We start from the raw sequence: 15,528 nt of genomic DNA on the forward strand, positions 1-15,528 counted from the left end.
TTGTCGTTCGAGCAACAGGCAAACCTTCTCGGCACGGCCTTTGCTGTGTGAGTCCTCAATCAGGCGCCATCGTCAGAATGGCGTCAATAAAAAGGGGATTCATATGTCCGCTGTCCTTTCTCTTCTGCGCAGCCGTTTGCTGCGTCCGGTCTTCATCGCCCTGGGCATCGCTCTTTTGGTGCAGGTGCTGGCCGCCATTGCGCTGACCCGAAGCACGGTCACCGCGCTTGAATCGGACCTGGACCGTCGCATGGCTCAGGATAGCCAGCGGCTGACGGGCGAGCTGCAAAGCGCGAGCGCGGAAGTGTCTTCCGGCCTCGAGAGCCTTTCGGGCAATACCCGCCAGCGCCTGAGTGCCGGTTTGTCGGCACGTCTGACCGGCGAGCAGGCGCAGATCCGCGCCACGCTGGATAAGGACCTGCGGGAATCGGCGACCGACATGGCCGAATTGCTGGCCTCGGTCGCGCCGCGGGCAATGTGGGATAACGATGTACCGACGCTTTCCGAGTTCGCCCGCCGTGCCCAGCGCAATCCCAACGTGCTGTTCGTGATCTACAACGACGCCCAGGGCGAGCACTTGACCCGTTACTTGAACCGCGACAACCCCATCAACCAGGCGCTGTTGGCCAAGGGCGCCGGTGAGCGAGCCCTGGACAAGGTGCTCGATGCGGCCAAGACAGACCCGGCGGTGATCTATGTCGAGGCCTCGATCAACCCCAATGGCGCAGAGATCGGCCGGGTACTGATGGCTGTCTCGCGCACTGGTGTAGAGGCCGAGGTGGCCGAACTGGACAAGCGCTTCGCGGCATTGATTGCCAGTGCGGGGCAGTTGGTGGGCGAGAGCCTGCAAGGCGCCTCGGCCGAAAGTGCCAAGGCGCTACAGGCGCGTCTGCAGTCGGCGGAATCGGCGGCGGCGACCATGCAGGCCAATACCCACAACACGGTGCAGGCCGCTGCGGCGCAGTTGCGCTGGCGCATCGGGCTGTGTCTGGCCCTGGTCGGCATGGTCATGCTGGTGGTGCTGGCCGCGGTACTGGGGCGGCGCGTGGTGCATCGTCTGCGTCTGCTGGTCGGTGCGCTGGATGATCTGGCCGCAGGCGAGGGTGATCTGACCAAACGCGTCGCTATCCACAGCCGTGACGAGATCGGCGACATGGCGGCGGCGGTCAATCGTTTCGTCGACAAGCTGCAGCCTATCGTTCGCGAGGCGGGTGAAGTGGCGCACAAGACCGGTATCGAGATCGGCAGCATGGCCCAACGCAACGCTGGTGCCGATGATGCCGCTCGACTGCAGCGCGATGAAGTAGCGCAGAGCCTGCACGACCTGTCGCAGATGGCCGATGAGGCTCAGGCCGAGAGCCAGGCGATGCAGTCGGCCTTGCAGCAGGTGGCGCAGATTCGCAAGGCCACCGACGACAATACCCGTGCCTCGCAACAGGTCGGGGGGTTGATCGAGGCGTTGGCCGGCCAGGTGCAGAGCGGTTCAAAGGTAATCGAGCGCCTGGCCGAACAGAGCCAGCAGATCGAGGTGGTGTTGACGGTGATCCACGGGATCGCCGAGCAGACCAATCTGCTGGCGCTCAATGCCGCCATTGAGGCGGCGCGGGCCGGTGAGACCGGGCGCGGTTTCGCCGTGGTCGCCGACGAGGTGCGTGCGCTGGCAAGCAAGACGCAGAGTTCGACCGGCGATATCCAGGCCCACATCGGCGCTTTGCAGGCCGGTGCGCGGGAAGCGGTGGCGGCTATCGGTCAGGCCGGACGACAGGCGGACGAAGGCCTGGCAGTGCTGCGCGACAGTGCGCGGCTGCAGCAGGCCGTTCAGACTTCGGTGGAACAGGTGCACTCGGCGATCGGCCTGGCAACCCAGGCGGCCGAACAGCAGGCGCGTGGCGCGCAGGCGGTGAAGGGCAGGGTGCAGGTGATCCACGCTCAGGCAGAGAAAGCAGCGTTCGCGGTACAGCAGACCACGGCCAGCAGCCGGGAACTGGACAAGCTCGCTGCCCAGCTCAAAGCCAGCCTGGGCCAATTCCGCGCCTGAAGCCGCGCTGCGGTCTGCCTGACGAACCGCGGTGCCTTTTCGCGGCCACGGACCGCTCCTACAGGATTGCGTGGCATCAGCGGTCATCGGCCGCGAAAGGCGCACCGCGGTCCTTGCTGACGAACCGCGGCGCCCGTTTCGCGTCCACGGACCGCTCCTACAGGATTGCGTGGCTTCACTCTGTGCGGTTCAGGTACATGCGGGTGGTGAGCAGGTACACCGGGACGCCGGAAATCAGGATCAGCAGTGCCGCGTAGGGCGCGGCGGCGGCGAATTCCATGTTCGAGGTGTGCGACCACACCTCGGTGGCCAGGGTTGTCATGCCGGTGGGGGCCAGCACCAGGGTAGCGGTCAGTTCCTTCATGCCATCGAGGAATACCAGCGCGAATGCCGCTGCCATCGCCGGGAAGATGATCGGCAGTGTCACCTGGCAGAACGCGGTGAACGGCGTGGCGCCCAGGGTCCGTGCCGCTTCTTCGAGCGCAGGCGCAGCCTTGTTCAGGGCAGTACGCACCGGCGCCTGCGCCAAAGGCAGAAACAGCAGCGCGTAGGCCAGCAACAGCAGCCCTGTGGTCTGGTACATCGCCGGAACGTAGTGCAGGGCGAAATATACCAGCGTCAAGGCGATCACCAGCCCCGGTAGCGCATGCAGCAGATAGGGCAGGCGTTCTGCCCAGATGGCCAGGCGGCCCCGATGGCGCACCACCAGCAGGCCCACGGGCAATGCCAGCGCCAGGCACAGCGCAGCGCCGCCCAGGGCCAATGCCAACGAGGTCAACAGTGCCTCGCCGATGGCCGCCACGGGAAAGGCCGCCGACGAGCCCTTCACCAGCCAATAGCCGAGCATGGCCAGTGGCACACCGCTGCCCACGATCACCAGCAGCAGGCAATACGACTGCGCCAACACGCGCCAGGCGCCGAGCCGCAACGGCGTTGCACGCCGGGCAGCGCCCTGGCCGGTGCGAATGTGACGCGCGTTGCCACGCACCTTCAGCTCCAGCCACAGCAGCAATAGGCACAGAACCAGCAGCAGTGCCGACAGCATCGCCGCATTGGTGTTGCTGAATTCCAGTTCGAACTGTTGATAGATCGCTGTGGTGAAGGTCTGCAGCCCCAGGATCGACAGGGCGCCGAACTCCACCAGCATGTGCAGCGCGATCAGCAGCGCCCCGCCCAGTACTGCCGGCCACAGCAGCGGCAGCGTGACCTTGAAGAACACCCCCGTGCGGTTCTGCCCCAGCGTGCGCGCCGATTCCTCCAGAGAGGTGTCCAGATTGCGCAGCGTCGCGGCGACCGGCAGAAACACCAGCGGGTATTTCGACAGGGTCATCACCAGAATCGCGCCGCCCAATCCTTCGAATCGTGGGCTGAGCGAAACCCAGGTAAAGCCGCTGACGAAGGCAGGTACCGCGAACGGCAGGCAGAGGATCACGCCCCAGAGACGTCGGCCGGCCAGGTCGCTGCGTTCGAGCAGCCACGCCAGGCTCACGCCGATGACCACGCAGGCCGCCGTCACCCCGGCCATCAACATCAGGGTGTTGCCCAGCAAGCGCAGCACGTAAGGGCGCCACAACAGCCTGATGGCTTCGTGGAGGCCCGCTTGCCACGCCTTCAGGCCAACATAGAGCAGGGGCAGCAGGCTCAGCCCGACCAGCAGCAGGACGGGTACGAGCACCCAGATCGAGGGGCGCTTGCGCCGCCCCCCAGGCACGACGAGAGAGGTGGTCAATTCAGGCCGACGTCCCGTTCCAGGTCCAGTGCGTCCTCGGCATTGCCGATGTCTGCCGGAGTGATGGCCGGTGCCTGCAGCTCGTCGAACGGCTTCAGGCCGCGGTCCGAGACCATGCCTTTGTGCAGTGGGTACTCGGCAGTGGTCTGGGTGATGACGCGCTGGCCTTCCTCGCTGGCCATGTAGGCGAGCAGCGCCTGGGCTTCCCGCGGGTGCTTGCTGGACTTGAGAACGGCAGCGGAAGAAATGGTGATCAGGCCGCCGGCGTCGCCATTGCTGAAGTAATGCAGTTTGGAGTCGAGCTGGCCTTTCTCGCGCTGGAGTGCGAACCAGTAGTAGTTGTTTACCAGAACAGTGGCGATTTCGCCGTTTTCCACCGCCTTGAGGGCGACCATGTTGTTGGTGTAGGTCTTGCCGAAGGCGCGCAGACCGGTCAGCCATTCTTCGGCGGCCTCGCGACCGTGCAGCTTGATGATGGCCACGGCCTGCTCCTGGAAGGCTCCGCTGGTGGGCACGAAGCCGACCTTGCCCTGCCACTGCGGCTCGGCGAACTCCAGCACCGTTTCAGGCAGGTCTTTTTCGTCGATCAGCTTCGGGTTGTAGGCCACCACCCGTACGCGAGCGGTCACGCCCATCCACGAACCGTCCTTGGCGACGTATTCGGGCGGCAGCATGCTCAGGGTGCTGTCGTCGATTTTGGCCAGAAAGCCTTTCTCGCCCAGATTGTTCAGAGGGGGGGATTCTTCGGTGTAGATGAGATCCGCCGGAGAGCGCTGGCCTTCTTCCATTACCTGGCTGGCCAATTGATTGCTGCTGCCCTTGCGGACATTGACATGAATCCCGGTCTTGGCCTCGTAGGCCTGCGCGATGGCCTCGCCTATTTCCTTGTGCTGGCCATTGTAGAGGGTCAGTTCGACCTTGTCGGCGGCCAGGGCCAGCGGGGCGGCCAGTGCCGTGCCCAGCAGGCAGGCGGCCAGGGTGCGAAAAAGGGACCGGAGGGTTGGTGTGGGCATGGGGCAACTTCCTTACGGCAGGGCAGCGGAATCTTGAAACAATTGTAAACGATATAGGTTCTCAGGTGGCCTTTCGGATCCACGCAAGGCTTATCCCTGGGAGCGGTCATCGGCCGGGAAGGGCGCCCTGGGGTGTGTCAGGAAGACCGCGTCGCCTGTTTCGCGGCCACGGACCGCTCCTACGGGAGCGCGCGTATGCAGGCCTACCGTAGGAGCGGTCATCGGCCGCGAAGGGAGCGGCGGGGTGCGTCTGATATACCGATGCGCTCTTTCGCGGTCACGGACCGCCCCACGGGGAGAATGGTGGGGAGATTTTTGGGGTGCCGGGAACGCAAAAACCCGCTTTCGCGGGTTCTTGTGAAGAATTGGTGCCCAGAAGAAGACTCGAACTTCCACGACCGTAAGGTCACCAGCACCTGAAGCTGGCGTGTCTACCAATTTCACCATCTGGGCAGCATCAGCAGCGTTGCACGCCGTTGATGGGGCGCACTATACGACCGCCCTTTTGATCTGTAAACCCCTGTTTTGATTTTGTTAATTCAAAACATCCAACTGCCTGAAAAAGCCCTGAAACGCAAAAACCCGCTTTCGCGGGCTTTTGTGAGTGGCACAAGATTGATGTAATCTCGTGTCCTGAATTGGTGCCCAGAAGAAGACTCGAACTTCCACGACCGTAAGGTCACCAGCACCTGAAGCTGGCGTGTCTACCAATTTCACCATCTGGGCAGCATCTGCAACGCTGTGCGTTGTCGATGGCGCGCACTATACGGAGCGCTCTTTACGCTGTAAACCCCTGTGGCGAGAAAAATCGACTAAAATTCCCCAGTGGCGTCCCGGACACTGTTTTCGACCTCGGGGCAGGGCTTTTAACTGGCAGGCAGCGCCTGAAATTTCCCGTTTCAATACGCGTATGCCAAACTAACGCCTATATAGACAAGGTGAATTCTCTCTAATGGCCGATTGGCAGACCCTCGATCCCGAGGCCGCTCGTGAAGCGGAAAAATACGAAAACCCCATTCCCAGCCGTGAGCTGATCCTCAAGCACCTCGACGAGCGCGGCTCTCCCGCCAGCCGCGAGCAGCTGGTGGACGAGTTCGGCCTCACCACCGAGGACCAGCTGGAAGCCCTGCGCCGCCGCTTGCGTGCCATGGAGCGCGATGCGCAACTGATCTACACCCGTCGCGGCACCTATGCCCCGGTCGACAAGCTCGACCTGATCGCCGGCCGCATCAGCGGTCACCGCGATGGCTTCGGCTTCCTGATCCCCGACGACGGCAGCGACGACCTGTTCATGAGCCCGGCGCAGATGCGTCTGGTGTTCGATGGCGACCGTGCCCTGGCACGGGTTTCCGGCCTCGACCGTCGCGGTCGTCGTGAAGGCGTGATCGTCGAAGTGGTGTCGCGTGCCCATGAAACCATCGTTGGCCGCTACTTCGAAGAAGGCGGCATTGGTTTCGTGACACCGGACAACCCCAAGGTGCAGCAGGAAGTGCTGATCACCCCCGGTCGCCACGGCGCCGCGAAGATCGGCCAGTTCGTCGGGGTGAAGATCACCCACTGGCCAACCGCGCGCTTCCAGCCTCAGGGTGACATCGTCGAGGTGCTGGGCAACTACATGGCGCCCGGCATGGAAATCGACGTCGCCCTGCGCACCTACGACATTCCTCATGTATGGCCCGAAGCCGTGCTCAAGGAGGCCGCCAAGCTCAAGCCGCAGGTGGAAGACAAGGACAAGGAGAAGCGCATCGACCTGCGTCATCTGCCGTTCGTGACCATCGACGGCGAAGACGCGCGCGACTTCGACGATGCCGTCTATTGCGAAGCCAAGAGCAAGCTGCGCCTGTTCAACGGCGGCTGGACCCTGTACGTCGCCATTGCCGACGTGTCCAGCTACGTGAAGCTTGGCTCGGCGCTCGATACCGAAGCCCAGGTACGTGGCAACTCGGTGTACTTCCCCGAGCGCGTGATTCCGATGCTGCCCGAGCAGCTGTCCAACGGCCTGTGTTCGCTGAACCCCCATGTCGACCGCTTGGCCATGGTCTGCGAGATGACCATCTCCAAGACCGGCGAGATGACCGACTACAGCTTCTACGAAGCCGTGATCCACTCCCATGCGCGCCTGACCTACAACAAGGTCAGTACCCTGCTCGAGCATTCGCGCAGCAGCGAAGCCAAGGCCCTGCGTGGCGAGTTCGGCGATGTGCTGCCGCATCTCAAGCAGCTGTATGCCCTGTACAAGGTCCTGCTGTCGGCGCGTCACGTGCGTGGTGCCATCGACTTCGAAACCCAGGAGACGCGCATCGTCTTCGGTTCCGAGCGCAAGATCGCCGAGATCAAGCCGACCATCCGCAACGATGCCCACAAGCTGATCGAGGAATGCATGCTGGCGGCCAACGTGGCCACTGCCGAATTCCTCAAGAAACACGAAATCCCGGCTCTGTATCGCGTCCACGACGGTCCGCCGCCGGAGCGTCTGGAAAAGCTGCGTGCTTTCCTCGGCGAGCTTGGCCTGTCGCTGAACAAGGGCAAGGACGGTCCGTCGCCCAAGGATTACCGTGCACTGCTGGAAACCATCCAGGGTCGCCCGGATTTCCACGTGATCCAGACCGTCATGCTGCGTTCGTTGAGCCAGGCGGTGTACAGCGCCGACAACCATGGTCACTTCGGCCTGAACTACGAGGCGTACACCCACTTCACCTCGCCGATCCGCCGCTACCCCGACCTGCTCACGCACCGGGCGATCCGCAGCGTGATCCACTCCAAGCAGGACACCCCGCACGTCAAGCGCGCCGGTGCCCCGACCATTCCCAAGGCGCGCATCTATCCGTACGACGAAGCGGCGCTGGAACAGTTGGGCGAAGAGTGTTCGATGAGCGAGCGCCGTGCCGACGAAGCCACCCGTGACGTGGTCAATTGGCTCAAGTGCGAGTTCATGAAGGACCGCGTGGGCGAAACCTTCCCTGGCGTGATCACCGCCGTGACCGGTTTCGGCCTGTTCGTCGAGCTGACCGACATCTTCGTCGAAGGCCTGGTGCACGTCACCGCGCTGCCGGGCGACTACTACCATTTCGACCCGATCCACCATCGCCTGGCCGGCGAGCGCACCGGGCGCAATTTCCGCCTTGGCGACACGGTCGAGGTGCAGGTCATGCGGGTCGACCTGGACGAGCGCAAGATCGATTTCGGTATCGGCGAAGCAACGCTGAACCAGCCGATCGGGCGCAAGAACCGCAAGGCCGACGCGCCGGCCGGCAAGCCCAAGAGCTACCCGACCACGCCGGCGGTCGAAAAGACCGCCGCCGAGAAGCCGGCCGCCGCTGCCGCCAAGCGCAGCGCTGCCCCGAGCAAGGCGCGCAAGGCCGACAGCGATGAGGTCTATCGGGCATCCGATGCCGCCGCGCAGAACGCCGAGGTGCGCAAGAGCCGTGAAATGAAGAAGGCCCTGCTTGCCGATGCAGCCAAGGGCGGCTCGGCCAAGGCTTCCGGCAGCCGCAACGGCGGTACTGGCAGCACGGGCGCCGGAGGCGATGCCAAGGCGACCAAGCACCGCAAGGGTCCATCGAAATCGGGCAGCCGCAAACCCAAGGCCAAGTCATGAGTCAGCTGGAAAAAATCTACGGCGTGCACGCGGTGGAGGCGCTGTTGCGCCATCATCCCAAGCGGGTCAAGCAGATCTGGCTGTCCGAAGGGCGCAGTGAGCCGCGGGTACAGACCTTGGTCGAGCTTGCCACGCAGAATCGTGTGGCGGTTGGCCAGGCCGAGCGGCGTGAGCTGGATGCCTGGGTCGAAGGCGTGCACCAAGGGGTAGTGGCGGAGGTCAGCCCGAGCCAGGTGTGGGGCGAGGCGATGCTCGACGAGCTGCTGGATCGCACCGAGGGCCCGCCGTTGCTGCTGGTCCTGGATGGCGTGACCGATCCGCACAATCTGGGTGCCTGCCTGCGTACCGCCGATGCGGCCGGTGCGCTGGCGGTGATCGTGCCCAAGGACAAATCGGCCACCCTCACTCCTGCCGTGCGCAAGGTGGCGTGTGGCGCAGCGGAAGTGATTCCGCTGGTGGCCGTGACCAACCTGGCCCGTACCCTGGAAAAACTCCAGCAGCGTGGCCTGTGGGTCGTGGGTACCGCCGGCGAGGCGGAAAACGAGATCTACCAGCAGGACATGACCGGGCCCACCATCCTGATCATGGGCGCCGAAGGCAAGGGCATGCGTCGCCTGACCCGAGAGCACTGCGACTACCTGGTCAAGCTGCCGATGGCGGGCAGCGTGAGCAGCCTGAACGTGTCGGTGGCGACCGGGATCTGTCTGTTCGAAGCGGTTCGTCAGCGTAACGCCAAGAAGAAATGATCCACCCGGGCCAACCCCTCCGCGAGCCCTCTGCCCGCGAAGGGGTTGGCCGCGACACCGCCATCGCTGTACAAATATTCACCAATCCCCTTGCTTCCCCCCAACCCCTTCTCTACAATTGCGCCCCTTGCCGTGATGGCTGGTGCACTCGTGCGCCTCTATCCAAAAGCCACAAGGCAAGACACACAGTGTCATTCACTCCTTGTCTGACCGCTCTGGCGGCAGGCTACAACCCGTAAGGAGCATTCATGCGTCATTACGAAATCATCTTTCTGGTCCACCCGGATCAGAGCGAGCAAGTCGGCGGCATGGTTGAGCGTTACACCAAGCTGATCGAAGAAGACGGCGGCAAGATCCACCGTCTGGAAGATTGGGGCCGTCGTCAACTGGCCTACGCCATCAACAACGTTCACAAGGCTCACTACGTGATGCTGAACGTTGAGTGCACCGGCAAGGCCCTGGCCGAGCTGGAAGACAACTTCCGCTACAACGATGCCGTGATCCGTAACCTTGTCATCCGTCGCGACGAAGCCGTCACCGACCAGTCCGAGATGCTCAAGGCAGAAGAAAACCGCAGCGAGCGCCGTGAGCGTCGTGACCGTCCTGAGCACTCTGACAGCGCCGATGGCGATGACAGCGACAACAGCGACGCCAGCGATAACGCTGACGAGTAATCCACGGACCTTTTGAGGAGCCCATTACATGGCACGTTTCTTCCGTCGTCGTAAATTTTGCCGCTTCACCGCTGAAGATGTGAAGGAGATCGATTACAAGGATCTCAACACTCTGAAAGCCTACGTATCCGAAACCGGCAAGATCGTTCCAAGCCGTATCACCGGTACCAAGGCTCGTTATCAGCGTCAGCTGGCCGTCGCTATCAAGCGCGCCCGCTTCCTGGCCCTGCTGGCCTACACCGACAGCCACGGCCGCTGAGACCGGGTTGTCGATACGCAGTAAAAGGATAGATACGCATGCGTGCCCTGGCTGATTTCATCATGCGCGGTCGCATGCAGGCCACTCTGGTAGTGGTCGGATGCGCGGCATTGCCGCTGTTGTTCTGGTTGAGTGCTGCCGCAGCGTGCCTGGTGTACCTGCGGCGCGGCATGAGTGACGCCATTGGCGTCCTCATCTGGGCTCTGCTGCCGGCTTTGGCCTGGTGGTACTTCGGTGAACCGCGCACCTTGATGGTGTTGCTGGGCGCACTGGGGCTCGCGGCGCTGTTGCGCGCGGGGTGGGCCTGGAATCGCGTGCTGCTGGCCAGCATAGCGCTGGGGCTGGTGTACGGAGTGTTGTTGGGCGTGGTGTTTCGCGAACCCATCGAAGCGTTGGCGCAGGCGTTGAACGAACGCCTGCCGCAGATGCTCGGTGGTCTCTACCAGCAGATGTCGGTAGAGGAGCGGGCCAGCCTTGGCAGCCTCATTGCGCCGGTACTCAATGGCCTGATAGCGGCCTTGTTGCAAGTCGTCAGCGTGGCAGCCCTGATGCTGGGGCGTTACTGGCAGGCGGCGTTGTACAACCCGGGTGGTTTTGGCAGCGAGTTTCGCGCCATTCGCATTCCACTCTGGCCGGCGGTATTGCTGCTGGCGTGCATGCTCATCGGTCCGAACTTCGGACCTCAGATGGCCATGTTGACGCCGCTGTGCAGCGTACCGCTGGTGTTCGCCGGGCTGGCCCTGATGCATGGGCTGGTCAAGGCGGGCAAGCTGGGCAGGTTCTGGCTCGTGGGGATGTACGTCACGCTCGTGCTGTTCATGCAGCTGATCTATCCGTTGCTCGTGGTCCTGGCCATTGTCGACAGCCTGATTGATTTTCGCGGTCGAATCGGGCCGAAAGGCACCGATAGCGATTCCGCGAACGGTGAAGGTTAAAAGTTAAGAGGTTTATACCAAATGGAACTGATCCTGCTGGAAAAAGTCGCCAACCTGGGCAACCTGGGCGATAAGGTAAATGTTAAGGCCGGCTACGGTCGTAACTTCCTGCTGCCATTCGGCAAGGCTACCGCTGCGACCGCTGCCAACCTGGCTGCGTTCGAAGAGCGTCGCGCCGAGCTGGAAAAAGCAGCTGCCGACAAGAAGGCTTCGGCCGAAACGCGTGCTGCCCAACTGGCCGAGCTGGAAGTGACCATCACTGCCACCGCTGGCGACGAAGGCAAGCTGTTCGGTTCGATCGGCACTCACGACATCGCTGACGCCCTGACCGCCTCCGGCGTCGAAGTGGCCAAGTCTGAAGTGCGTCTGCCGAACGGCACCATCCGTAACATTGGCGAATACGACGTAGCCGTGCACCTGCACAGCGACGTTGAAGCTACCGTACGCGTTGTCGTAGTAGCTGCATAAGTCGGCTGGCACCTCTGGTGCCAGGCGGTTTAACATCGGGCACGACCTGTTCACAGGTCGTGCCTTTTGTTTTTGTGAAGAAGCTGTTTTCTGCAACCCGAATTTCAAGTGGCCATGAACGAGATATCCGCTCCCGAGCAATACGATCTGCAAACCGCTGCCCTCAAGGTGCCGCCGCATTCCGTCGAGGCCGAACAGGCCGTGCTCGGTGGGTTGATGCTGGACAACAACGCCTGGGAACGTGTGCTCGATCAGGTTTCGGACGGCGATTTCTATCGTCATGACCACCGGCTGATCTTCCGCGCCATCGCCAAGCTGGCCGATCAGAACACGCCTTTCGACGTGGTCACCCTGCACGAACAGCTCGACAAGGAAGGCCAGGGCACTCAGGTCGGTGGCCTGGGTTACCTGGGCGAGCTGGCGAAGAACACCCCGTCGGTGGCCAACATCAAGGCCTACGCGCAGATAGTCCGCGAGCGTGCCACCCTGCGCCAGTTGATCAGCATCAGCAGCGAGATCGCCGACAGTGCGTTCAATCCGCAGGGGCGCAATGCTGCCGAGATTCTCGACGAGGCCGAACGGCAGATTTTCCAGATCGCCGAGGCGCGGCCCAAGACCGGTGGCCCGGTCAGTGTCAACGACCTGCTGACCAAGGCCATCGATCGCATCGACACCCTGTTCAATACCGATGCGGCCATCACCGGCCTGTCCACCGGCTACACCGATCTGGACGAGAAGACCAGCGGCCTGCAGCCGGCCGACCTGATCATCGTCGCCGGCCGTCCGTCCATGGGCAAGACCACCTTTGCCATGAACCTGGTGGAAAACGCCGTGCTGCGCAGCGAGAAAGCCGTGCTGGTGTACTCGCTGGAGATGCCAGGCGATTCGCTGATCATGCGTATGCTTTCCTCGCTGGGACGTATCGATCAGACCAAGGTGCGCTCGGGCCGGCTGGATGACGACGATTGGCCGCGCCTGACCTCGGCGGTCAACCTGCTCAACGATCGCAAGCTGTTCATCGACGATACGGCCGGAATCAGTCCGTCGGAGATGCGTGCGCGTACGCGTCGCCTGGTGCGCGAGCACGGCGAGATCGGCCTGATCATGATCGACTACCTGCAGTTGATGCAGATCCCCGGTTCCAGCGGCGACAACCGTACCAACGAGATCTCCGAGATCTCTCGCTCGCTGAAGGCGCTGGCCAAGGAGTTCAATTGCCCGGTGGTGGCGCTGTCGCAGCTCAACCGCTCGCTCGAGCAGCGCCCGAACAAGCGCCCGGTGAACTCCGACCTGCGAGAGTCCGGCGCCATCGAGCAGGATGCCGACGTGATCATGTTCGTCTATCGCGACGAGGTGTATCACCCGGACACCGAGCACAAGGGCATTGCCGAGATCATCATCGGCAAGCAGCGTAACGGTCCGATCGGTTTCATCCGCCTGGCCTTCATCGGCAAGTACACCCGCTTCGAGAACCTCGCTCCGGGTAGCTACAACTTCGACGACGACGAGTAAACGCGCTGTTCGGATTTCCCGTAGGAGCGGTCCATGGCCGCGAATGAGCGGTGCGGTTGGGTCAGGTACACCGCGTTGGGGCTTTCGCGGCCGCTGACCGCTCCTACAGCAGGGATCCAGGTTCAATGAGCTCTGCCGGCGGAAAATTCACCAGCCATTTCCGACTAAAGCCATCGGAATTGGTTATTTTTTGTGCTATATTCCGCGCCCGCGATTTTTCATACGGTCATCGACATGCAAGCAGCCAAGCCGCTTTTTGACTATCCCAAATACTGGGCCGAATGCTTCGGCCCAGCGCCTTTCCTGCCTATGAGCAGGGAGGAGATGGATCAGCTTGGCTGGGATTCCTGCGACATCATCATCGTCACCGGTGATGCCTATGTCGACCATCCGTCGTTCGGCATGGCCATCATCGGCCGGCTTTTGGAAGCCCAGGGGTTTCGCGTGGGCATCATTGCCCAGCCGAACTGGCAGTCCAAGGATGACTTCATGAAGCTGGGCGAGCCGAACCTGTTCTTCGGTGTCGCGGCCGGCAACATGGACTCGATGATCAACCGCTACACCGCCGACAAGAAGGTGCGTTCCGACGACGCCTACACGCCCGGCGGCCAGGCCGGCTCGCGGCCAGACCGCGCCAGCCTGGTGTACAGCCAGCGATGCAAGGAAGCCTACAAGCATGTGCCGATCGTGCTGGGCGGCATCGAAGCATCGCTGCGCCGCATCGCGCACTACGACTACTGGCAGGACAAGGTTCGTCATTCGATCCTGATCGACGCCTGCGCCGATATCCTGCTGTACGGCAACGCCGAGCGCGCCATCGTCGAAGTGGCCCAGCGCCTGTCGTACGGTCAGAAGGTCGAAGAGATCACTGACATTCGCGGCACCGCGTTCATTCGCCGCGATACGCCCAAGGACTGGTACGAGGTCGACTCGACCCGTATCGACCGGCCGGGCAAGGTCGACAAGATCATCAACCCGTACGTCAACACCCAGGACACCCAGGCCTGCGCCATCGAGCAGGAGAAGGGCAACGTCGAAGACCCGAACGAAGCCAAGGTCGTGCAGATCCTGGCCAGCCCGCGGATGACGCGGGACAAGACTGTGATTCGCCTGCCTTCCTTCGAGAAGGTGCGCGGCGATGCCGTGCTGTACGCCCACGCCAACCGCGTGCTGCACCTGGAAACCAACCCAGGCAATGCCCGTGCTTTGGTGCAGCGGCATGGCGAAGTGGACGTGTGGTTCAACCCGCCGCCCATTCCCATGACCACCGAGGAAATGGACTACGTGTTCGGCATGCCCTATGCCCGGGTTCCGCACCCGGCGTACGGCAACCAGAAAATCCCGGCCTACGACATGATTCGCTTCTCGGTGAACATCATGCGCGGCTGTTTCGGTGGCTGCACCTTCTGCTCGATCACCGAGCACGAGGGGCGGATCATCCAGAACCGTTCCGAAGAGTCGATCATTCGCGAGATCGAAGAGATCCGCGACAAGGTGCCGGGTTTTACCGGAGTGATTTCCGACCTTGGCGGGCCGACCGCCAACATGTACCGCATCGCCTGCAAGAGCCCGGAAATCGAATCCGCGTGCCGCAAGCCGTCGTGCGTGTTCCCGGGGATCTGCCCGAACCTCAACACCGACCACTCTTCGCTGATCCAGCTGTACCGCAGCGCGCGAGCACTGCCGGGCGTGAAGAAGATCCTCATTGCCTCGGGCCTGCGCTACGACCTGGCGGTGGAGTCCCCCGAGTACGTCAAGGAGCTGGTGACGCACCACGTCGGCGGCTACCTCAAGATCGCCCCGGAGCATACCGAGGAAGGTCCGCTGAATCAGATGATGAAGCCGGGTATCGGCTCGTACGACAAATTCAAGCGCATGTTCGAGAAGTTCTCGAAAGAAGCGGGCAAGGAGCAGTACCTGATCCCGTACTTCATCGCCGCCCACCCCGGCACCACCGATGAAGACATGATGAACCTGGCGCTTTGGCTCAAGGGCAACGGTTTCCGTGCCGACCAGGTGCAGGCGTTCTACCCCTCGCCGATGGCTTCGGCCACCGCGATGTACCACTCGGGCAAGAACCCGCTGCGCAAGGTCACCTACAAGAGCGACAACCTGACCATCGTCAAGAGCGAGGAACAGCGTCGCCTGCACAAGGCATTCCTGCGCTATCACGATCCCAAGGGCTGGCCGATGCTGCGCGAGGCACTGGAACGCATGGGCCGTGCCGACCTGATCGGTCCGGGGAAAAACCAGCTGATTCCGTTGCATCAGCCGGCTACCGACACCTATCAGAGTGCTCGACGCAAGAATTCCACCCCGGCCGGCAGCCACAAGGTAGCCAAGGAAACCCGCATCCTGACCCAGCATACCGGCTTGCCGCCGCGTGCCAGCGATGGTTCCAAGCCGTGGGACAAGCGCGAGCAGGCCAAGGCTGCCGCCGAGGCGCGCAGCAAGCAGGCTGCCAAGGATCGCCAGCAGGCTGCCAAGCCCGGCAAGGGCAAGGGCAAGCCGACCCGCCAGCCGGTCCTGCCGCGCTGATGCACGTTGCGCTGCCGT

Annotated in this window: 11 protein-coding genes and 2 tRNA genes; 9 read left to right on the forward strand and 4 right to left on the reverse strand. The window is 62.7% G+C overall.

The window, feature by feature from the left end; genetic code table 11:
* The first annotated feature begins 103 nt into the window (after nucleotides 1-103).
* Nucleotides 104-2,038 carry a methyl-accepting chemotaxis protein gene (locus IFT44_RS12525; RefSeq protein WP_192175975.1) on the forward strand — a complete coding sequence of 645 codons (1,935 nt, stop codon included), beginning with the start codon at nucleotides 104-106 and terminating at the stop codon, nucleotides 2,036-2,038.
* A gap of 175 nt (nucleotides 2,039-2,213) precedes the next feature.
* Here the strand turns inward: IFT44_RS12525 and IFT44_RS12530 are convergent, their stop codons facing one another.
* The 4 genes from IFT44_RS12530 to IFT44_RS12545 all read right to left on the reverse strand — a co-directional run bounded on the left by IFT44_RS12530 (nucleotide 2,214) and on the right by IFT44_RS12545 (nucleotide 5,506).
* Nucleotides 2,214-3,767: an ABC transporter permease gene (locus IFT44_RS12530; RefSeq protein WP_199861516.1), complete on the reverse strand. Its 1,554-nt coding sequence runs from the start codon at nucleotides 3,765-3,767 to the stop codon at nucleotides 2,214-2,216.
* Entirely contained in the window at nucleotides 3,764-4,780 is a 1,017-nt protein-coding gene (locus IFT44_RS12535; protein WP_192175976.1) for an extracellular solute-binding protein, read from the reverse strand. Before IFT44_RS12535 ends, IFT44_RS12530 begins: the two co-directional genes overlap by 4 nt.
* 366 nt (nucleotides 4,781-5,146) lie before the next feature.
* A tRNA-Leu gene (locus tag IFT44_RS12540) sits at nucleotides 5,147-5,233 on the reverse strand.
* Between the two features lie 186 nt (nucleotides 5,234-5,419).
* Nucleotides 5,420-5,506 (reverse strand) — tRNA-Leu (locus IFT44_RS12545).
* Nucleotides 5,507-5,732: 226 nt separating this feature from the next.
* On the opposite strand from IFT44_RS12545, the gene rnr reads away from it, so the two are divergent.
* From rnr to IFT44_RS12585, 8 genes are all read left to right on the forward strand, one after another.
* Nucleotides 5,733-8,378: a ribonuclease R gene (gene rnr / locus IFT44_RS12550; RefSeq protein WP_122480364.1), complete on the forward strand. Its 2,646-nt coding sequence runs from the start codon at nucleotides 5,733-5,735 to the stop codon at nucleotides 8,376-8,378.
* Nucleotides 8,375-9,124, forward strand: coding sequence for a 23S rRNA (guanosine(2251)-2'-O)-methyltransferase RlmB (gene rlmB, locus IFT44_RS12555; protein ID WP_185795306.1), 750 nt, complete (start codon nucleotides 8,375-8,377; stop codon nucleotides 9,122-9,124). Before rnr ends, rlmB begins: the two co-directional genes overlap by 4 nt.
* A gap of 248 nt (nucleotides 9,125-9,372) precedes the next feature.
* Nucleotides 9,373-9,798 (forward strand): 30S ribosomal protein S6, encoded by a 426-nt coding sequence (gene rpsF, locus IFT44_RS12560; protein WP_122480362.1) that lies wholly within the window; start codon nucleotides 9,373-9,375, stop codon nucleotides 9,796-9,798.
* A gap of 28 nt (nucleotides 9,799-9,826) precedes the next feature.
* Nucleotides 9,827-10,057: a 30S ribosomal protein S18 gene (rpsR, locus tag IFT44_RS12565; RefSeq protein WP_008368574.1), complete on the forward strand. Its 231-nt coding sequence runs from the start codon at nucleotides 9,827-9,829 to the stop codon at nucleotides 10,055-10,057.
* Between the two features lie 38 nt (nucleotides 10,058-10,095).
* Nucleotides 10,096-10,992: a hypothetical protein gene (locus tag IFT44_RS12570; RefSeq protein WP_122480361.1), complete on the forward strand. Its 897-nt coding sequence runs from the start codon at nucleotides 10,096-10,098 to the stop codon at nucleotides 10,990-10,992.
* 21 nt (nucleotides 10,993-11,013) lie between these two features.
* Nucleotides 11,014-11,460 (forward strand): 50S ribosomal protein L9, encoded by a 447-nt coding sequence (rplI, locus tag IFT44_RS12575; RefSeq protein ID WP_192175977.1) that lies wholly within the window; start codon nucleotides 11,014-11,016, stop codon nucleotides 11,458-11,460.
* A 114-nt stretch (nucleotides 11,461-11,574) separates the two neighbouring features.
* Nucleotides 11,575-12,972: a replicative DNA helicase gene (dnaB, locus tag IFT44_RS12580; protein ID WP_122480359.1), complete on the forward strand. Its 1,398-nt coding sequence runs from the start codon at nucleotides 11,575-11,577 to the stop codon at nucleotides 12,970-12,972.
* A 234-nt stretch (nucleotides 12,973-13,206) separates the two neighbouring features.
* Nucleotides 13,207-15,510 carry a YgiQ family radical SAM protein gene (locus IFT44_RS12585; protein ID WP_122480358.1) on the forward strand — a complete coding sequence of 768 codons (2,304 nt, stop codon included), beginning with the start codon at nucleotides 13,207-13,209 and terminating at the stop codon, nucleotides 15,508-15,510.
* Nucleotides 15,511-15,528: the final 18 nt, after the last annotated feature.

Source organism: Pseudomonas sp. CFBP 13710 (genome assembly GCF_014842235.1).
Classification (GTDB): domain Bacteria; phylum Pseudomonadota; class Gammaproteobacteria; order Pseudomonadales; family Pseudomonadaceae; genus Aquipseudomonas; species Aquipseudomonas baltica.